This window comes from Arthrobacter sp. AZCC_0090 (assembly GCF_014207375.1).
Classification (GTDB): Bacteria; Actinomycetota; Actinomycetes; order Actinomycetales; family Micrococcaceae; genus Arthrobacter.
On the sequence record NZ_JACHEE010000005.1, the window covers coordinates 166301 to 185859 of the forward strand.

General features: G+C 61.4%; 17 protein-coding genes and 2 pseudogenes. 10 read left to right on the top strand and 9 right to left on the bottom strand.

The annotated features are described in order from the left end of the window. Window positions 1–30: 30 nt before the first annotated feature. From HNP00_RS09970 to HNP00_RS09980, 3 genes are all read right to left on the bottom strand, one after another. Window positions 31–897, bottom strand: coding sequence for a hypothetical protein (locus HNP00_RS09970; RefSeq protein ID WP_184738516.1), 867 nt, complete (start codon window positions 895–897; stop codon window positions 31–33). A gap of 365 nt (window positions 898–1262) precedes the next feature. Further along, window positions 1263–2582, bottom strand: coding sequence for a MinD/ParA family protein (locus tag HNP00_RS09975; protein ID WP_184738518.1), 1320 nt, complete (start codon window positions 2580–2582; stop codon window positions 1263–1265). A gap of 94 nt (window positions 2583–2676) precedes the next feature. Beyond that, window positions 2677–2934, bottom strand: a complete 258-nt coding sequence (locus HNP00_RS09980) for a hypothetical protein (protein WP_184738520.1) — start codon at window positions 2932–2934, stop codon at window positions 2677–2679. Window positions 2935–2959: 25 nt separating this feature from the next. On the opposite strand from HNP00_RS09980, the gene HNP00_RS09985 reads away from it, so the two are divergent. Then, a complete protein-coding gene (locus tag HNP00_RS09985; protein WP_184738522.1) occupies window positions 2960–3124 on the top strand; it encodes a hypothetical protein in 165 nt (54 codons plus the stop codon). Here the strand turns inward: HNP00_RS09985 and HNP00_RS09990 are convergent. Both HNP00_RS09990 and HNP00_RS09995 read right to left on the bottom strand, forming a co-directional pair. Beyond that, complete coding sequence (locus HNP00_RS09990; RefSeq protein ID WP_184738524.1) at window positions 3121–3378, bottom strand: hypothetical protein; 258 nt, start codon at window positions 3376–3378, stop codon at window positions 3121–3123. The two genes, HNP00_RS09985 and HNP00_RS09990, sit on opposite strands and share 4 nt — an antisense overlap. A gap of 385 nt (window positions 3379–3763) precedes the next feature. Continuing rightward, the gene (locus tag HNP00_RS09995; protein ID WP_184738526.1) at window positions 3764–4579 is read right to left on the bottom strand and encodes an MBL fold metallo-hydrolase; all 816 of its coding nucleotides are present in this window, start codon (window positions 4577–4579) and stop codon (window positions 3764–3766) included. Between the two features lie 685 nt (window positions 4580–5264). Between HNP00_RS09995 and HNP00_RS10005 the strand changes: the two genes are divergently transcribed. From HNP00_RS10005 to HNP00_RS10015, 3 genes are all read left to right on the top strand, one after another. Beyond that, window positions 5265–6803 carry an EAL domain-containing protein gene (locus HNP00_RS10005; protein WP_184738530.1) on the top strand — a complete coding sequence of 513 codons (1539 nt, stop codon included), beginning with the start codon at window positions 5265–5267 and terminating at the stop codon, window positions 6801–6803. 9 nt (window positions 6804–6812) lie between these two features. Continuing rightward, entirely contained in the window at window positions 6813–7631 is an 819-nt protein-coding gene (locus HNP00_RS10010) for a class I SAM-dependent methyltransferase (RefSeq protein WP_184738532.1), read from the top strand. A gap of 143 nt (window positions 7632–7774) precedes the next feature. Then, the gene (locus HNP00_RS10015; protein ID WP_184738534.1) at window positions 7775–8896 is read left to right on the top strand and encodes an EAL domain-containing protein; all 1122 of its coding nucleotides are present in this window, start codon (window positions 7775–7777) and stop codon (window positions 8894–8896) included. Between the two features lie 37 nt (window positions 8897–8933). On the opposite strand, the gene HNP00_RS10020 is transcribed toward HNP00_RS10015, so the two are convergent. Then, complete coding sequence (locus tag HNP00_RS10020) at window positions 8934–9527, bottom strand: TetR/AcrR family transcriptional regulator (RefSeq protein ID WP_221451394.1); 594 nt, start codon at window positions 9525–9527, stop codon at window positions 8934–8936. Between the two features lie 244 nt (window positions 9528–9771). On the opposite strand from HNP00_RS10020, the gene HNP00_RS10025 reads away from it, so the two are divergent. The 4 genes and pseudogenes from HNP00_RS10025 to HNP00_RS23250 all read left to right on the top strand — a co-directional run bounded on the left by HNP00_RS10025 (window position 9772) and on the right by HNP00_RS23250 (window position 14231). Continuing rightward, the gene (locus HNP00_RS10025) at window positions 9772–11292 is read left to right on the top strand and encodes an FAD-dependent oxidoreductase (RefSeq protein ID WP_184738538.1); all 1521 of its coding nucleotides are present in this window, start codon (window positions 9772–9774) and stop codon (window positions 11290–11292) included. Window positions 11293–11447: 155 nt separating this feature from the next. Then, complete coding sequence (locus HNP00_RS23790; protein WP_184738540.1) at window positions 11448–11636, top strand: transposase; 189 nt, start codon at window positions 11448–11450, stop codon at window positions 11634–11636. Between the two features lie 783 nt (window positions 11637–12419). Then, window positions 12420–13367: pseudogene (locus tag HNP00_RS23245) on the top strand (cutinase family protein); the annotation flags it as partial. Window positions 13368–13481: 114 nt separating this feature from the next. Beyond that, window positions 13482–14231, top strand: a complete 750-nt coding sequence (locus HNP00_RS23250) for a fibronectin type III domain-containing protein (RefSeq protein ID WP_260404902.1) — start codon at window positions 13482–13484, stop codon at window positions 14229–14231. Between the two features lie 106 nt (window positions 14232–14337). Here HNP00_RS23250 and HNP00_RS23795 read toward each other — a convergent pair whose 3' ends face one another. Further along, the gene (locus HNP00_RS23795; protein ID WP_395893807.1) at window positions 14338–14595 is read right to left on the bottom strand and encodes a hypothetical protein; all 258 of its coding nucleotides are present in this window, start codon (window positions 14593–14595) and stop codon (window positions 14338–14340) included. Between the two features lie 791 nt (window positions 14596–15386). On the opposite strand from HNP00_RS23795, the gene HNP00_RS10045 reads away from it, so the two are divergent. Beyond that, window positions 15387–15656, top strand: coding sequence for a hypothetical protein (locus HNP00_RS10045; RefSeq protein WP_260404885.1), 270 nt, complete (start codon window positions 15387–15389; stop codon window positions 15654–15656). A 56-nt stretch (window positions 15657–15712) separates the two neighbouring features. Beyond that, window positions 15713–16000: pseudogene (locus HNP00_RS23800) on the top strand (transposase). Window positions 16001–16621: 621 nt separating this feature from the next. On the opposite strand, the gene HNP00_RS10060 reads toward HNP00_RS23800, so the two are convergent. Together HNP00_RS10060 and HNP00_RS10065 are read right to left on the bottom strand one after the other, a co-directional pair. Further along, complete coding sequence (locus tag HNP00_RS10060) at window positions 16622–17824, bottom strand: glycoside hydrolase family 55 protein (protein ID WP_221451370.1); 1203 nt, start codon at window positions 17822–17824, stop codon at window positions 16622–16624. Between the two features lie 238 nt (window positions 17825–18062). Next, the gene (locus HNP00_RS10065; protein ID WP_184738548.1) at window positions 18063–19448 is read right to left on the bottom strand and encodes an O-antigen ligase; all 1386 of its coding nucleotides are present in this window, start codon (window positions 19446–19448) and stop codon (window positions 18063–18065) included. Window positions 19449–19559 lie beyond the last annotated feature (111 nt).

Below are 19559 nucleotides of genomic sequence, written 5' to 3' on the forward strand. Positions count from 1 at the left end.
ACGGCAGCGCAGGGGCAAGAACCGCAGCGACTACTTCAGGAAGCTCGCGCTGAAGGAGTTCAGGTCTACGTTGATGCCATTCAGGGTGTGCTCGAACTTCTGCTGGACCCCCACGCGCATCGTCCCGGCAGTGTTCCAGCCGCCGTACTGCACCGGGGCCGGAGCCAGGTAGTTCGCGGTCCAGCTGGCGTAGTTGATGTTGCTCGTGTCGGTATCCCACAAGGGTACGTCCGAGAACGCCGTGCTGTTGTTCATCAACCCGGGCCACATGCCGCTTCCGCTGTAGATCACGGGCCGCACGCCTAGGCTCCGCACGCCGTCCACCATGGCCCGCGTTACCGGGGCCCCGCCGGGCTCGACGTCCAAGGCGAAGAACTGCAGCTGCGATATGTACGGGCCTGCGGCTTTGATCCCGCCCTCCCAGCACGACGCGTCACGCGTGTAGACCGCGATCTTGAGGCCGGCGTCGAGCGCCATCTTCAGTTGGGCCTGGGTCTGTTGCCAGGCAGTGCACGTGCCCCAGACGGTTGAGTGCATCACGTAGAGGCGGAAGCCCTCGGCGTAGGCCTGACGGAACCAGGCGGGGTCGGTAATGGCCGCGGTGGTATCGAGCACCTTCACCGAGCCGTTCGGAGCATCTTGGGGCACGACGACGGCGGGCGCGGGGGCGGCGGCAGGCTGCGGAACGGCGGGAGGTGCTGGAGCAGTTGCGGGAGCGGGGACCGGGGCCACCTCGGCGGCGGGGGCGGCGTTCGCGATGGGTGCGGGGCCGGCGTCGGGCGCTGGTCCGGCGGAAGGGCCGGCAATGGGTGCGGGGCCCGTGGCGGCGGCTGAGGCACCGGTCAGTCCGAGGAGAAGTAATGCAGCGAACGCGAAAGCAAGGCTTTTTGGAATCACAATAAGGCTCCTGGGTGCCGGCCACGGGTTCAGAAACGGGCGCAGCAAAGTGTCACAAAGGTCAAGGATGAGGTGCACCATGCCCGGGCCCAGTTCCCGGTCATGGCGAGGACGCCCCGCGAAGCGGAAGACGTCCACCGCCAACTTTAGGAAAATCCGGGCAGAAGCGACAATTTGCAATCCACGTAGCAGTCGGGTAGGAACCGGCCGGACTCGGGGACAATCCAGGTAGTAAATAGAGTGTTGACCGCGCCACTCAGGGGACTAGCTAAGTAGCCAGCGACGCACATCCTGATCTGCGACCCGCTTTCGGTCCAGCGCGCACGAAATTCGCGTAGCGATAGCAAGAAACCGCCGCGAAAACGCTACACGTACCCGTCCACGATCGCGGCCGCGATCTCTTTGTAGGCACGGCGGGTCTCGGGGCGCAGAACATCCAGGGTGACCAGGTCGCCGTCGGCCACTCCCCTGTCGTGCGGAACTGCAATCAACTGGCGGCAGATTCCGGAGAGGTGTTCCTCGATGGCGTCTTTGTCCACGCGGGAAGAGACTTCATCCTTGTCCGTGATGACCACGATCGCGTTGCGGGCAAGCTCCTCGTAGCCGTGGCTCGCAAGCCATTGGAGGGTGCTGCGGGCACGCTTGGCACCGCTGACGGCGTAACCGGCGGCGATGATCAGGTTGTCGGCCGATTGCAGGATGCCGCTCATCGCATTGTGTGTGACGCCGGTGCCGCAGTCCGTCAGGGCAACGGAGTAGTAGGCGGAGATCAACTGGCGGATCCGCAGGTACTCTTCGGCGGTCAGTGAATCCGAGACTTCCGGGTCCTGTTCGCCGGCAATCAGGTGCAATCGACCCGCGTGGTGCATGTATCGGGCGAGCGCCGTGAGTGAATCGACGTTCTCGACGTTCTTAAGCAGGTCCGTGATGGTGCGCGGAGTGGCCTTCTGGTAGATGCCTTCACCCAGGGCGCGCTCCACGAGGTCGCCGGAATCGGGGTTGGCGTCGATGGCGCAGGGCGGATCGCCGCGGAATTCCGCGAGGGTGAGGCCAACGCCTACCGTGGTGGAGGTCTTCCCGATCCCGCCTTTAAGGCTCAGGACGGCAGTGTTGTAGCTGCCCTGGAGTTGGCGGGAAATGCGCCGCGCCAACTCGTCTTCCTCGCGCTGTTTGGCGCTCGGCCCAAGGTTCCAGGCGCCGCCGGTCAGTTTGTAGAGCATGCCGCGGAAGCCACCGATGGGGCGAGGCTTCTGCTCCTTCACGAAGGAACCAGGCGACGAGATGAAGTCCGAGATCGGAGCGTTTGCGGCCGCGGCGCGTCCGGCCCGGCCTGCGGTTAGCGCAGGAGCCCCCGACGCCGGTGCTGCCGCCGTCAGGCCCTCAACGCCGGGTTCTTCACGGCTGGAGTCTTCATTAGCGGAGTCTTCATTAGCGGAGTCTTCACGGACGGGTTCCGCTTCGATGGACGCGTCGGCGGCGGCTGCTGCTTCAGCCCAGGATCTGCTCTGAAGCGGGGCCGCAGGTGCTGAGGGCGTGTCGGAATCGTTAGGCGTAATGATCGGCATAGTTCCTGTCCAGGCGTCGTCGTCGCCCTCCGCACGGCGGCGATCGCGGCGTCGGCGAAGTTCCGGCTGCCCTTCGCTTGTTGCGGCGGCGCTCGCTTCGTTATCCACAGAATCCGGCATGGTCTTGTCCCCTAGGACTCGCAGCGTTGTGCGCCGCGGCTCTCGTTTGCATTGCTTCAACCAGCAATTCTAGGCGGAGACAGTCACAAACCCGTCATGGCAGGCGTGCCGCGAAACCTGAAAGTGCTCCTGGAACGCTTTCAGGCCGGGCCTCAGACGGCGGAACAGCGCCGACAGCGACAGCTCGGTCGAGGAGCTCGACGTCGATCGCTCCGTCACTGTTGTCGAAGTCGACGTGGCGGGCCGCTTTCCATTCGCAGGCGTTGGCCTGGGATGCCACCCAGAATTGCTCCCAGTTATTGAGCGTACGGAATCCATGAACGTCTCCCACATGGACCATCAGGCGCGACATCACGGACCTCGAGGATGCCGGGCACGTGCTGTCGGTCGAGGGAGGCGTCCGTCTGGCCGAGAGGACCAGCCAGGAGCCGCCTCGGGAAACGGAATTCCGTGCGCAACTGGGGGTGCCGCGCACTCAGGAAAACATCCAGGAACTGGGCGTCACGGTACACGTCGCGGCCACGAATGGCTCCGGACGCTAACGGCGATCCGGAGAAAGGGGCGTTTTCCGTTCGCTGGCAACCGCCGTGACGATTCCGCCCGTCAGGGCAAAAAGGGCGCAGATCAGCGACCAGCCAACCACGTCCATTGGCCAGGATGGCCCTTGGGTGGGATCGAGTCGCGAGTTGTCGAGGCCAAATACCTGCGAACCGATCCAGATGTAGGCAACAACCAGAATGGCGATAGCTCCAAGCACTACGGCGACTATGAAGAGTAGTTTCGACGCTTTGGACATGTTCACACTCCTGATCTTTAAGGCACTCAGGGATTGCAACGATACTTCAGGTTCAGTTGGTCACCTTTAGGCGAGGCAGGGCTGCTTCAAAGCAGTACACGAAAAATATCTGCTCTGACGGCCTCTAGGCGCCAATAGGTTGAATATTGAGTGTTCGATCAGGGGGAATTAGGTGCTGGATTCGGTATTGCGCGGACGGATGCGGCCATAGGAAAGCTCAGCACAGATCGACCAGAGTCTGCCGTCGGCGACTATGAACCGGATATTTGAGTTGACGCCCACGCTGGGCGCGAGCTGGCAGCAGTTGCCCCCAAAATCGACTTTTGAGGGCAGCTGCTGCCTGTTCGGGCGAGCTTTCGCGCAGCGAGTTGGTGGGGCGACCTTCTTAGTGGTGCGCTTGCGTTTCCTGGAGCCTCTTGATGAACCAGCGTGATTGTTCGGGCCCGTAGGGAAGCACCGGGATCGCTTTGGTGGCGTCCGACGGCGTGTCCCGGATCGACTGCCTCGCTTGCCGTACCGCTGTGGACATGGTGTCCGCCATGGTCTTGACGAACTGGTCGCTGCAGGGCTTGCCGTGGCCGGGGATCAGGAATTCGTAGCGGTGGCGAAGGGCCGAGATGTGCCGAAGGGCGTCTGCCCAGTCCTCCGGGTAGGAGTCCTCGAACGAAGGATGTGCGCCTTGTTCCACAAGGTCACCCGCAAAGAGCGTGCTGGGCGTTCCCACCAGGAGGTCGCCGTCGGTGTGCCCGCGGCCCAGGTAGAACAGGGTGGCGGTCAGTCCGCCGAGGTCAACCAAGACGGGTTGGTCCTTGACGATCGCATTAGGGATGACGATCTCGACTGCGTCGCCCTTGCCCGCGGCCATCTCCGGCTCGGTGGCGGCGACGAAGCGGCGCTGGTGGTCGCCGTCGTCGTCGATCGTGGCTGCACAGTTGACGTGCCCCCAAAACTCGGTGACGCCGTCGTCGGCAAAAACGGCGTTACCGAAGTAGTGGTCGTAGTGGGCGTGGGTGTTCACCACCACCAGCGGCAGCTGGGTCTTTTCACGAACAGCGGCGAGGATCTGCCGGCCTTGACGGGGGCCGCATCCGGTGTCGATCACCATGGCTCGTTCCGTACCTACCACGAGGCCCGTGTTCAGCAGGCACCCCTCGGTCTCCAGCACGTAGTTGTCCGGGCCGACTTCGAGCCATGCTGACATTGTTTCTCCGTCTTCAGATGCGTTCCGGCAGTGTTCAGGCCTCGATTCTACCCACGGAGAGCTGGGAGGAACGGGACGAAAGGCGCAGTTGAGGCCTGGGCCGTTCGAAATGCAATGCGTAGGAGGGGCTTGAGGACCAATGCTCGGGAAAGCTACGCTGTCGGGGTTGGCGATTGCTACTTGTTAACTAGGCAAGAGAAGTTGGGAACGCGGAGTACTTTTTGGGGAGTTGCCGAAAGTTTCGGCGGCCTGCTCGGGGGAGGACGTGATCGTGGTGCCGGATACCGCGGACGGTGGAAAGGCCAGTGTCGCTCTAGGCGTCGACGGACTTCTCCATCTGCGTTGGCGTCCCGGGGTCGACATTCAAGTTGAGGATGCCCGGGCGGCCATGGCGAAAGTCAACGAGCTATGCCAGCAGGAGCAGCATCCAATGCTTGTAGACATGGCCACAGTCGCTTCCGTCAGCCGAGAGGCCAGGAGTATATGGTCTATTCCCTGCGGCGCTTCGCGCATCGCTTTGTTGGGTACGTCGCCTGTAGACCGGGTCCTGGCGAACTTCTTCCTCGGAGTGCACATCCCGCCTTGCCCGACTCGTTTTTTTACATCGCGCAGCGAGGCCCTGGACTGGCTTAATGCGGTTGCGTGAGCCTCGGATGTGCCTCCTGCCGCTGCCGGCAGGGATTACGTGACCTCGAGAGAGAGCGTTGAGGACCCGCGCCTGCAGCAGTTGGTTGACGGGGTTGTCCGATTGGCTGCCGGCGATCTGGACGCACGCATTGAACCTTCGGAGCATCGGGATGACATTGATGCTGTCATCACGGGAGTCAACCTGCTCGCAGAAGAACTGGGCCACATTCATTCTGAGCTCGAACAGCGGGTGGCCGCACGCACGGCGATGCTGCGGCGAACACAGGTTGAGCTGGAACAGATGGCCAAGACAGATGCCCTCACCGGACTTGCAAACAGGACGCTGCTTACCGAGCGGATCCAGGAAGCGATCCTGTCCTGCACGGACGGCGGGAGAGCCCCGGCCGTGTTGCTCCTGGACCTGGACTCATTCAAGGCCGTCAATGACATCCTGGGCCATAGCGCCGGTGACGCCGTGCTGGTCGAGGTTGCCAAACGTCTCCGCTCAGCCGTCAGGCCACAGGATACTGTGGCCCGCCTGGGCGGGGATGAGTTTGCCATCCTCATTACCGCGGCCACGGAAGAGGAGATCATTCGAATTGCGCACCGCGCATCGGAGTATCTGCAGGACAGCATGTGTATCGGGATAGAAACGGTTTGGGCGATGGCGAGCATCGGCGTTTGCGTCGGCAAGCCGGGGTACCGGGCGGAGGCGCTGATGCGCGATGCCGACATAGCCATGTACCAGGCAAAGGCGCGGGGCCGCAACAATGTCCAGCTCTTCCACCCGGAGATGCTAGACGCAGTCCAGGAACGGTCGCGAATAACCGCCGAACTACGCACCGCCGTTGCCGGAAGGGAACTGGCGCTGCTGTATCAGCCGGTGGTCGAGTTGGCTTCCGGCCGCGTCATCGGCATCGAAGCACTCCTCCGATGGCATCACCCCGTCCGCGGAACCATTATGCCGGGCAGCTTCATTGGCATCGCAGAAGAAACCGGCTTGATCTTTGAGCTGGGACGGTGGGTGCTGCATGAAGGTCTCGCCCAAATGGGGCGCTGGAACCAAACCGACCCGGACCTGACAGACTTTTGTCTGCACATCAATCTTTCAGCCGCCGAACTACTTCGAACCGACCTGCTGGAGGACATCAGGGACACGCTGGCCAGGTATGACGTGGATCCGCGGCGCCTGGTCCTGGAGATCACCGAGACCGTATTGATGTCCCGGGAAACCGGACAAGAACAAGTCCTGAGCAGGCTCCGGGAGCTCGGCGTCGGGCTGCAAATTGACGACTTCGGTACGGGCTATTCGTCCATCAGCTACCTTCGGTCGCTTCCGGCAGACACAGTGAAGGTCGATCAGTCCCTCATCAAGGACATGGGGTCGGACCCCCGGCAGCAAAACTTCGTTTCAGCCATTCTGCAGCTGATTTTCGCTGCGGGGCTCAACGCGACCGTGGAAGGCATCGAAACCGCCGAGCAGGCGGCCCAACTGCGGGCCATGGGTTGCCTCTACGGGCAAGGCTACTATTACGGGTATCCGGTACCGGCTGCGGAAATACCGTATCAACTCCGCCAGCCCGCGCGGCATCTGTAGAGTTAGCGCATGTCGAAGCTTTGGGACCAGGTGCTGCTTGTCCCCACAGTAGTCCGCCTCGCTTCCCGGGCACCGCGTAACCCGGACGCCGCCTGGGAAGGGTACTGGCGCGGAATCCGCACTACTGGCCGTTCCGGAGACGTGCTTTGGGACTCCGACTCTTCGGCCGAGCGTGCGCAGTACTACGACGCAATTGCAGCTCACTTCGATCCAGCTCTTCCAGTAGTTGACGTCGGGTGTGGCAACGGAACCCACACCCGCTGGCTTGCCGGCCTGTTTCCACGAGTTCTCGGGATCGACGTATCCAAGGGGGCGATCGAGATGGCGAGCAAGGAAGCAGCAGGGATCCAAAATGCCGACTTCATGGTTCTGGATGCTGCGGCGGCAGGTGCCGGAGAGGTCCTGTTGGAGCGGCTGGGGCCCGCCAATGTCTTTGTCCGCGGCGTCTTCCACGTCCTGAAACCCGGCAAGCAGACTGCCATGGCTGCCAACCTGCGAACCGTCATCGGGAACAGAGGCCGGGTGTTACTGGCCGAAACCAACTTCCGCGGAAATAGCCTCGGTTACCTGACCGAGCTCGGCGCCACCCGGCAAAGCATGCCCCTGCAGCTGCGGCGCGCCTTGGAGAACCTTCCCCGGCCCGGGCATTTCGGTGCAAGGGAACGGCATGGCGTATTTTCGGATTTGGACTGGCAGTTGATTGCGGACGGCCCGGTTAACATCGAGGTGGTCCCCATGAATGCCAGCGGCCTTCCGCAGTGGGTTCCGGGATATTACGCGCTCCTGTCAGGCGCGGAAGATTCCGGAGCCCAGCACGGACGGGTGTAACTGCACCCCCGTGATCACGACAATGAACACGTTGGCCGCGTGTGTTTCATCAGAAGGCGGGCCGTCCGGTTTGTTTAGCTGTATTATTCCTTTTGTTTGCAGGTCCCGGGTTCAGCCGGAGCTAAAGGCAAAGGAATAGTTTCATGTCGAAGCGGAAACCGTCTTTGAACAACGCCGGGATGAAGGCCAGTCCGGAGACTGTGGAGCCGCCCGTCAAGCAGTTGCGTGGGCTGCGCCGCCAGGTCCTGGAAATCATCGATGAGGTCTTGTCGGACTCTTCGCAGGCAACGGATGCGGTGCGCGAGCAACTTCGCCAGCACATTGCTGCCCACCCTGGGCGTCCGGAAGAGGCGCTGTTGGAGCACTTGTCTTCGCTCAGGTCGGAACAGGCAGGCCAGCCTGACCCGGCCCCGCAAGTCGACCCGGCCCCGCAAGGCGACCCGACCCCGCAAGGCGACCCAAGCAGCCAGCACCCCAGCAGCCCACGGCTCGAGGCGGTCCTCAGGGACCGGATGCTGATGACCGCCTTCCAGCCCGTTTTCGACCTCACCACTGGCATCGTCGTCGGCGCCGAGGCTTTGACCCGCTTCGTCAGCGACAGCGGGGACCCTGCCGAATACTGGTTCGCGGAAGCCGAGGACAAGGGGCTCCGAACGGATCTTGAATTCGCGGCATTGGAGTCCGGGCTCAAGGCCGCGCTGGATCTGCCGCCCCACCTTTTCGTGGCGTTGAAGCTTTCCGAGGCGGTCTGCCTGGATCCGCGCCTTCCCGTGCTTTTCGAGCAAACTCCGGTGGCGCCCGCCCGAGTGATCCTTGAAGTCTCCGGGAAGTTCCCCCCGGACCAGGCCGCTTCGCTCGACGCGGCGGTGGCGCCGCTGCGCAGCGCCGGCATGCGCCTGTCCATCGAAAACACCGGTTCCTTCTTCGCCGGGGCCAGCCATATTCTTCGGCTCAAGCCGGAGATGATCAAGCTGGATTGGAATCTGACTGCAGCTCTCAACCGGGATCCCCTCCGGCAGGAACTCGTGGAGGCGGAGGTCGGGTTCGCGCGGAAGATCGGTGCGGTCCTGACCGCCCAACGCATCGAAACCGAGGCCGAACTTGCCACTCTTAAAGGCCTGGGAGTGACCGTCGGACAGGGTTTTCGCCTTGGGCGGCCCTCGGTCCAGCCCCGCGAATGGGCCAAATGGGGTGGGCGTGCCAGGCACCTCGCCTCCCCCGGCGGTCGCGGCAGGACCCTGCGGACCTGGTTGAACCTGACCTGACAGACCTGGCGCTTCAGAAGAGAGGCGCCTCAGGAAGTTACGCGGCGTCCGGGCCTCGATGTTGGTCTATCAGCCAAGCGGCCATCTGCTGGGCGCGCTTGGACGCCAGGACGTCTCCTTCTGTGGCCGAGATGATGGAGCCCTTCATCAGGATGTGCCAGGAGCGTGCGAATTCCTCGGTGCGCTGCAATCCGGCTTCCTTTGCCAACTCCTGGATGTGTCCCCTGATCCTGGCGAGGTAGCCGATGCTGGCTTTCCCCAGCGGATGTTCACGCCCCATTTCAAGCAGAACGTTGATGAACGAACACGCCTCAAAATCCTCCCGCTGGAACCAGTCACCGAACACGTCGAAGATGGCGAGCAACTGCTCCTCAGCCGTGTTTCCCCGGCTCCGGGCGTCGGAGATGATCAAGTCCACGGTCCAGATCTGGTCGCGAAGCGCGAGGAAGGCAAGAACCAGATCGTCCTTGGACGGAAAGTGCCGGTAGAAGGTGGCCTTGGCTACGCCTGAACGCTCGATGAGCTGATCGACCCCGACAGCGCGGATCCCGCGCCGCGAGAACAGTTCGTAGGCGGCGTCCAAGATGCGATCCACCGCGTCATCACGGGTGGTCGTTTGTCCGGCTGGCATGGAGGACGAACCGGGTGCATCCGAGGCATCTGGGGTACTCATCGCGATAGCAATCCTACTCTCACACCCACAAGACAGACCTGTCTGTCAGGGCCCTTTTGCGTGAACTCGGCACAGGCAACCCGCGACGTCGGCGCGCACCTCTTGCTTCTCTCGTGGCCTTCTGCTTCGCTGGCACTACCGGGCCGCCGCCGCGCTAACTCCGGTGTGGGCCGTGCCCCGGTTGAAGGGAAGTGGGACCGTCATGACTTCTCTGTGGCTAGACGCGCGCGGGCCGGACAAGGACTCCGCAGTCGCTACCAGCCCCGATGAATTCACGCCCGGGAACAGTTACGACTCCGTGGTGGTCGGAGCCGGAATCACGGGCCTCGTGACAGCGCTCATGCTGGCGCGGACCGGGAGCAACGTGCTGGTTCTCGAGGCCCGACATATCGGCGCGGTCAATACCGGAAACACCACGGCCAAGTTGAGCTTGCTGCAGGGCACCAGCCTGTCTGCGCTGCGTAACCAGTATCCCGTGGACGTGGTCCGTGCCTATGTTGACGCGAACAGGGCTGGGCAGAAGTGGCTGCTTGAGTACTTTGAGGGGCGGGGGGTGCCGTTCCAGTATCGGGATGCGTACACCTTCGCCACCACCCCGGCCGGCGCGGATCGGCTCCGCGCGGAAGCCTTCGTGGCGCGGGCTGCCGGACTCAACGTCAAGTCCACCCGGGAGACGGGGCTGCCGTTCGACGTCGACGACGCCCTGCGGCTCGCGAAGCAGGCCCAGTTCAACCCCATGGACGTGCTGGACGCGCTATCTGAGGATGTTCGGGCTGCCGGCGGGAGCATCGTGGAGGGCGTGCGGGTCATGAACGTCCGCAACGGCGATCCGCTGACAGTGGTCACCCGGAAGGGCGAGGTCACCGCTCGCAACGTCGTTCTTGCCACCGGGACACCCATCTTGAACCGTGGGCTTTACTTCGCCAAGCTGCGGCCGAATCGCTCATATGCCGCTGCCCTGAGGCTTCCGGACGGCATGAGCCCGCCGCCGGGAATGTACCTTTCGGCCGAGCCACCCACCCGCTCTCTGCGGGACTATCCAGTGCCCGACGGCGGGAGCTTGCTTTTGGTGGGCGGGTTCGGGCACGCGGGCGGCCGGGCGCCGTCAATGCAGGCCCACGTGGACGAGATGCTCGCCTGGGCCGAGCGTTACTACCCGGGCGCTGAGGTGACGCACACGTGGTCGGCCCAGGACTACCAGGCCACCAATCTCATGCCGTTCTTTGGCAGGTACCCGCGCGGCCGGGGCAAGATCCTGTTCGGCACCGGCTACAACAAGTGGGGCATGACCAATGGTGTCGCGGCGGCGCTCGACGTGGTTTCGGACATCACGGGAAGCGGGCAACTCCCGTGGGCACGGACCATCCACCGCCGGACCACGGGTCCCCGCGGGGCAGCGTCGGCAATATCGTTCAATCTCGAGACACAACGGCAGAATTTCGGGGACAAGGCTGCCCTGAAGGAGAAGCCACCCATCACGGAAGAAACCAGCCCCGCAGAGGGCACGGGCGTCACAGGGCTTTTCCACGGGAAACCAGCGGCTGTCTGCACGGTAGACGGCGTGGTGTGCAGGGTGTCCGCGGAATGCGCGCACCTGGGCGGGATTCTGCACTGGAACGACGCCGAGAAGTCCTGGGACTGCCCCCTGCACGGCTCGCGCTACTCGGCCGCGGGAAAGCTGCTGGAAGGGCCAGCGACGCACAATTTGTTCAAGCTGCAGTAGGCGGTACGTGGGCGGTGTTCAAAAGTTCCGATGTGAATCAGCTTGCCACCTCTGGCTGGCACCCGACGCCGGCAACAACGAGTACTTTTTCCTGACACTCCGGTCCGCTTCGTTTATCAGTATTGGGTATCTGCTTAGCTGAAGTAGACCGGCGTATGACCGATTCCTGTCGCGGATGCCGTGCGCAGGAATGGACCATCCCAATACCTTTGGGGACAATTTCAGGACTGGCTCAGTACCGACGACGCCTGTGGGAATACCTGGCAAAACTGTGCTGGCCGGATGGATTTCTCTGCCCCAAATGCGGCGTCCGCGAGTACTGGCGTACGGGTGCTGGGGTCTGATGTGCCAGGGATGCTCACGGCTGACATCGATGACAGCCGGAACCATTTTTGACCGCATCCGCGTTCCGCTGCGCACCTGGTTTGCCGCGGTCATTTCCTAGCGTGCACCCGGCGGGCGGCTACACAAGACAGGCTGAAAGGAGTCTTCCCATGCTCGTTCGGCGTCAGACCGCCAGGGACCGTCGGGCCGATCGCGCTTGCAGGTAGCTCCCTTCCTTGCAGTAACAGCACAGGTAGTCACACACAGCGAACGCTCGCCCCAGCAAATTAGACGAGTAATTTCCACTCATGCCCTGATCAGCCCGCGTAGGTACGCTCTTTGCGTTCAACCCCTGATCTACTTCACGCCGTTCGCCGGAGCGGCTAGGGGCAGACCACGTCATAGTTGGGCCAAGATTTCAACGACAGGGAAAATATGATGACCGGGCACCCGAGGACAATTACTCTGGTTTTATCGGCCCTTTCAACCATTGCACTTACGTTTTGCTCCAATCCCGGCGCAAACAGCCGAAGCAGCGATTCCCTGCCCCACATACGAGTTCATAGGTGCTCGTGGCTCGGGAGAAAACCCGGTCCCTAGTTACGCCAGCGGTCATTACGGAATGGGCGACGAGGTCTTCGATGTTTATCAGAACCTCCTTGCCAAGGTCATAGCAAGTGGGTCGAGCATGTCCGTCCACGGAGTCGTCTATCCTGCGGTCCCAATGACCCCCCCCCGACCCAGCAGGTAGTGCCAACGTCCTTGCCAAGCTCGGGCACGTCGCCTTCAACTCTTACGATTCTTCAGTCGGAGCGGGCTCCAAAGACACGATCGACGTCATGACTGCGGTCCACGCGACTTGCCCCGGCACCCACTTCATTCTGTCTGGGTACTCTCAGGGAGCGGAGGCGGTCGGAAACGCCCTCGAAAGCATATCTCCCGACCTGAAAGCTATGGTCACGGCAGTGGCGCTCTTCGGCGACCCGAAATTCAATGCAGCCGACACGGGCTCAGATATTGGCTTCTTTGATCCCTACCATGACGGAATTTTTGGGCCTCGAGGGACATTCAGTACCAGCCTCGATAAATTTCCCTACGTATTCAGTACGTCCTTCGGCTTGCCGAAGGTATGGCGCGACATCATTGGTGCTCCCGTGTTCTCCTACTGTCACGGATTCGATCCTGTGTGCAATGCAAATTCTCTGGTTAGTTCAATTGCGAACGTTACGACGTACGCCAGGAGCTTGAGTCAGATCTATGGGGAAATTACGGTTACCGGAAACCCGGCGGCGACGCATCTCAGTTACAAAGATGCCAAAGACACCCTGATGGCTGCCGACCGGCTAGCCTTCGCGATGAACCTGACGACGCCTAAACCAACCAGTTCCACGCCCATCGACTTGGTATTTGTTATTGACTCGACCGGATCAATGGGCGGGGAAATTGCAGGCGTCCAGAACAACGTCGTCCAGCTCGCCAACACGATCTCCACCACAACGTCGAGCTACCGTCTGGCATTGGTTGACTACAAAGACGATCCGGCCAATGGCAGCGCCTATCAATCCAGACTCGACGTGCCGTTCACAACTGACCTGACAAGCTTCACCACTGGCGTCAACAGCATCATCGCCGCGGGGGGAGGTGACACACCGGAAAGCATGTACTCCGGCGTGATGACTGCCCTTAACCTGCCTTGGAGGGCCGGTGTCAAGAAAGCCGTGATCGTTATCGGGGACGCACCCGGCAAGGATCCCGAGCCGGTCACCGGAAATACCCTCGCCAGTGTCACGGCCAAGGCGTTCGCGGTCGATCCGGCACAGGTCTACAGCGTCCCGCTCAGAGGAGACCCCGCCGCCGTCTCATTTATGACAGCCCTGTCCCAGGCAACGGGCGGCACCGTCACGCAAGCGGCCACGACGAGCGACTTCATCACGAGCTTGAAATCGGTTATCGTTCAAGCGGGAAATGCTCCGGTTGCAGGGCTAACGCTCCCAATCTCAGCCACTGTTGGTTCACCCGTCAAGCTGAGCGCAGCAGGCACCTCCTCCAACCCTGATGACCCGGTTGTCGCCTATGACTGGAACTTCGGAACGGGCACCCCGTCAGGAAGCTACGACCAGACAACAACCAGCCCCATAGTGTCGACAACCTTCACGAGCGCCGGTCCCCGAGACATCAAACTCCGGACACGAACAGCCAGCGGCTTGTCCGGACTCGCGACCGGCACGCTCCAGGTGACCGCCACTCCACAAGCAATCCCAGGAGCACCGTTGAACTTACGAGCATTGCCCGGAGACGGACAAGTCACCTTGAATTGGACAGCACCCAGCAACCACTCGGCGAACTACTACATCGTCGAAAACGGTGCAGGCACAGCTTTGCTTGCCGTGCTCCCTTCCGCCCCCGGCCAAACTGCGCTCACGTGGCAAGCCACAGGACTCGTCAAGGGAGCACCACAAACCTATCGAGTCCTAGCTGGAAACGAATCCGGTGTAAGTCAGGGGGCCGGACCGATCACAGTCACGCCCATCGCCGCACCCACCACGCATGACGACAACGACGACGCCCATCACGACAACGACGACGCCCATCACGGGGGACACCGCTGGAACTAAGTCACCGCCGCTGAGGAGTTTCTGACCGAGGCTGCCAAGTACTACCCGGTGCTTGGCGCGACAACGGGACCGATCGTGTACCCAGGAACTGAGCATCTGCTTGAAGTCACTCCGCAAATGCGGAACTCACCAGGCTCTTCAGTGGAGCGGGATCACTGTTCGTGCACTGCTGGAGCAGCCGGTAGAAGAGCAGCCCGCGGCTCCGGGCAGTACGCCGGTTGAAGCGGAAGGTGAACTCGTCCAGATAGTCGCCCAGCTGTTCCCGGGAGATGCTCAGGCCGAGGTCGGCGAAGCGCCGGAGCTGCCTTGCTCCGTCCGTGCGGATGGTCGACCCCGGGACGACGACCCACTGGCCGAATTTCACTAGGGCGAGCCTGCGGTCGGTCGGCCAGGGCTCGAGGCGGATCCGACCGATGCTCCGCGGCGACCAGGACCGAGACTTTGTCGGGGCCGAGACCGGGCGTACCGCGGGCCACCCCGCCGATGAAGCTCTCGTGGACCTCGACCAGCCCGGAGAGCATCTCGCGGTCGGGCCGACAATGGCCCGGCGGAGCTTATGCATCCATGCCCACGCCGTTTCGTAGGAGTCCAATCCCAGAACCCGCAGCAGGCGGAGGGCAGAGTCCCCGTTCTTCTGCGCGGTGACGAACCAGGTGCGCAGCGGAGGGCGAGTGCGGTCGAATACGGTCCCGGCCGTCACCGACGTCCGACGCGAACATCCCCGGCACATCCAGAGCCCGGCACCCGTGCGCCAGAGTCGCCCGCTCCGCATCTTGAACCAGTCCTGGAACTGCCCAAACGTCTTGGGGTAGTCCAGGCCCGCACGTGGCTTTTGCGGTACCAAATCCGCCATGCGGCATGCTTACTTCAGCTAAGCAGATACCCAATTTATCAGTTCAATCCGGACCTGGCCCCCGGGTCGGGGCCGTTTGGACCATCGGACCACGATGCCTCGTACGGACCGCTCGACCGCTTAATTGTCGAAGTCGGCGATCAATGCACCGGCATGTCGGGACCGGGCATGGTGATCACTGTGTTCAATGATGCCGGCACAACGTTCGTACGGAGATTTTCCAGAAGAACCGGGGCCGGTACGGGCACCGGCGCATCCACACCGAGCTGGCCAGGCAGGGGTGGGCGGTCGCGAAGAAGACCGTGCTGAAGCTGATGCGTTCGCTGCGGCTGGTCTGCCAGGTGCGGCGGAAGAAACGCACAACTCCTACCGGGTACCGGGGCGGGCAGGGCGCCGTCGCGGAGAACGTGCTGAACCGGGAATTCGACGCCGATGCCCCGAACCGGAAATGGGTCACCGACGTGACCGAGTTCGGCGTCGGGGACCGGAAGCTCTACCTCTCACCGGTCATGGACCTCTTCGACCGGCAGATCATCTCCTATTCGATCGGGCCTCCCCGAACCTGGAGCTGACCAACACCTCGCTGCGCGAGGCATTGAGCCGCCTCGGGCAAGACCAGCAGCCTCTGGTGCACTCCGACCAGGGGGTCCAGTACCAGCACATCTCCTGGCGCACTCTCCTCGAGGGCGCCGGCGCGGTCCAATCCATGTCCCGCAAGGGCTACGACAACGCCGTGATGGAGAACTTCTTCGGCCACCTCAAGGAGGAGATGTTCCACAGGACCAGGTTCCTTAACACCGACGCACTGGAAACAGCGCTGCACGAGTAAACCCGCTGGTACAACACCGAAAGAATCTCCACAAAACTCGAGGGCCTGAGCCCGGTGCAATACCGTGCCCAGGCCCTCGCAGCCTAGGATCCTACTTAGCCAGTCCAACTTCCGGGGACCAGTTCAGTATCTCAGGGGGCTGACATTTCGGGCGTGCCATCCGGGGGACGGGGTGCATCCCTCACGACGAAGCTATGGCCGAAGAAGACCGATAGGTGGCTGTTTGCTTGAATTGAGTGGTGATCGCCGCGAAATTGAGTGGATATGCAGCCACCTCAGTGGCATGCGGACGAATGCGCCGGCGACGCACAATTTGATGGAGCTGCCCGATAGGAAAAGACTGCAGATTCGAAGCGGACATGTGTGGCGCTCAGCGCCGGTACCGGACTATCTGCTTCAACCCTGATCCTTTCACTACACAAGGCGAAGCGCGAGCGCTGAAAAACCTTCGGATCGATACGGCTGGAAAAGCGCGAACGTCCTCACGGCCGAGTTCCATGTGACCCGGGTGATCGTAGGCCGCTGCTACACAGGAGACCTGCATATGGTCACCTACCGGATGGACTTGCCACTCTTATCGCGGACCAACCCAACCCATTCGTGGGCACACCAATACCTTTACCAAACGGCGGCCTTTGTTAAGGTTGCGATTCACCCGGAGTGCTAATAGTTAGTGAGTGAGGGCTAGTCGACACTACGACTGCGCTGCTAGGCCAGTCCGTTATCCGAAAGTTTGCGCCAACTATTTCCGTCGCTGTAGATCGGGACGCCATGGGACTCATCGAACGCCAAGGAGCCGCGCCCTGCCGCTGCAGGGGATGGACGCTGGCCTACGGTCACTCGTGGGAACTTTACTGACCGCGACGAAATGACAGTGGCGAAGGTCCCATTTATCACGGCCGGACTGTCTCCGACGATCAAACCTGTGGTGTCGAACATGTCGATGAAAATCGAACCACTAAGTTGGTGCCGAGGGTGAGTCACTGTCGTGAATTCGGTTCCAGGGCCGATCTTGATGTCATAGACATCCGCTACCGGGCTGTTAGACGCGTCACGAACGTAGTGGCTAATCTCATTGTTACTCGAAACGGCTCCGGCGGATGGTGAGGTGCCGATGTAGATGAGGTGTTTCGTGGCGCCGCCGCTGACGAAGTCCCACATGCCCGCATGCTCAATTGAGGTGTTCCGTGCTGAGAGCAACCGGATAGCGCCGCCCTTCGGTCCTTCAAAGTTAGTATCCCGAACGGAGAAGTTCTCGACCACGGTTCCATCCGTTGCCTCCAAATGAATGGAGTAATTACCAGAGTTGGTAAAGCGGCTCGCGAGAAACGAGGACTGCGCAAGATCTCCAGTGCCACTGACCGCCTTGAATGTGGGAACTGTAGCCGTCTCTATGTGATCGAACGTGCAACGGATGGTCAACATATCGATCCAACCCGTGACGTTAAAGCATGAAGCCCCACTTTGATACTGGATGAAGCAGCAATCCTCAAACTTACCCAGAGACCAAACTCCGGTAAACAAATCTCCGCCGCCTCCGAACGAATCGAACACCAAACCTACGACCTTTGTGCCGTAAACCCCACTCGCTGCCGTGCCGAAAATGTTGCCTACACTAGCCCGGAGCCTTGACCTGCCCAGTCCCACAGTGGCAGCGCCCAGAAGGTGCATTCCGCTGACTGCAGCGAGTCGACTCACCTTGTAAGTGCCGGGCGGGAAATAGCTAATCCCACCCGCGTTGATCGCCGCCTGCACCGATGCAGTGTCGTCCGCTATGCCATCACCGACGGCGCCGTAGTCTCTGACGTTGACGACCAGCTCGCCCTTCAGCACGCCGGTTAGCGCGGGGGCCGAAACGGCTGCTTGCGCGGTCCCGGAGTTGAAACCTGAAAGCACTGATAGGCCGGTCATCGTTGACGCCAAAGTGGCGAGTGCCAGAAGTTTTCTCCGCCTGACACTGCTGCTGCCTCCTGGGAGGGTTAGACCGCCCCCGTCAACGTACGGATCCATGCCCAAACGGTATTCAGTTGTTGCGGCCCCAACCACCGTAAGCGCTACGCGTCTTTTCGGGCCGTCTGCCCAAGTATTTGGCGTAACTACTCGGTTGAATACAGGGCAATTATTCGAACTGACCGCCCCGTTGTCGTAGTCAACTCCGCGACGAGGCTAATAGGCGCTTTGGCAAGATCTCTGACGGCGTTTTACTTGGCATAAGCCCGTCCACGAATGCCGGTTTGTCCTTGAGGAACCTCCCGTTCGCTGCAAAGGCCAAAATCAACAGCCATGCCGATATGGCTGTCGGCCCACCCCACCCATAGATTGAGGATTCGGTCAGCTCGGCGGCAGCGACGGTCACAACGACCAGCAATAGGGGTCGGCCGGCTTTGCCCGCACCTGAAGCAGATACGACAGCGATAGCCAGACACACGAAAAAGAATGCACCGAAGAGTCCAGTTTCCGTCAGCACAGTCAGATAGATGTTATGCCCGGCAAGCCCCGAAGAAGCCGGACTCAGCACCTCCACTGTGCGGAACCCGGTGCCGGTGAATGGCGAAAGCTGGAAAAGCCGCAGCATAGCTGCATAGATGTCCAATCGGCCGGACGTAATGTCCGCAGACGCGGCATCACGCAGGAAGAACTTGTCAAGGGCATCAAAGAACTGGGGATAGATCAGGGCCGCGAATATGACGCCAGCTCCCGCAAGTGAAACTAGGGCGACGACAACCTTACGCCCGGACCGCGAGAGCATTAAAACTACAATCCCTGTTCCGAGCGCCACCAAAGCGCCACGTGAACCTGACATCAGCATCCCCACGGCGAGGACGGCCATGGAAATGACGACCGCGAGTTTGCCTCGTCTTGAAACTCGGAGCAGATATATTCCTACGGCAATCCCGATAGCTGACATCATGCCTGCGTAGTTGGCGTTCGAGAACAGGCCGCGGTAGCGCCCATAGTCCGGATCAAAAGGCCACGACTGACCCACAAAGATAGGGGCCACTCCAGCGAGTTGGATTGCGGTGACGACAACGAAGACCATAGCGACGTCCCCCCGCAACGAATCCTCGCTAGTCCAACGACGCGTATAAGTGAAAGCGAGAAATCCGCTCATGCCGACAAGAAGTAGCGACTGCGGAAGTGTGGAAGACGGAGCCAAGCTGGTCAGGTTGGTGGCCAGCGCGGCGACGGCGAACAGCGTCAAGTAGAGAACGACGTTACGGTCGGAGCGACGAAGATGATCGGGCTTCTTTGACAGTATCGCCAGCCAGGCGATCAGAATTGGGCCGAACTGGAGCACGTACCAAGCGCCCTCGCTAAGCAAGCTTCCCGGGGGACCGGACCGCAGCACAGAAATGAGGATCGACGTGCCCATCATCGTCCGCCACAACCCGGTCTTGGCAAGGATGATCGAATACGTAAGAGCCCCGATCGCTCCGATCGCAATGATGGGCGAATTGATCGACAGGTAGATAAGTCCTGCCAAGACGAGCATCACTGCCGGGAACAGCATCTTGGCCTCTAAAGGACGCCGCATGTTCTTAGAATTCCCCACCGTCAGAGCATACCTGCCTCTTCGTGCACAAGCCCGTTGGAATCCGCCCTTCGTATCTGTAGTTGACGAAAAGTCGCCTATCCTACGTTGATT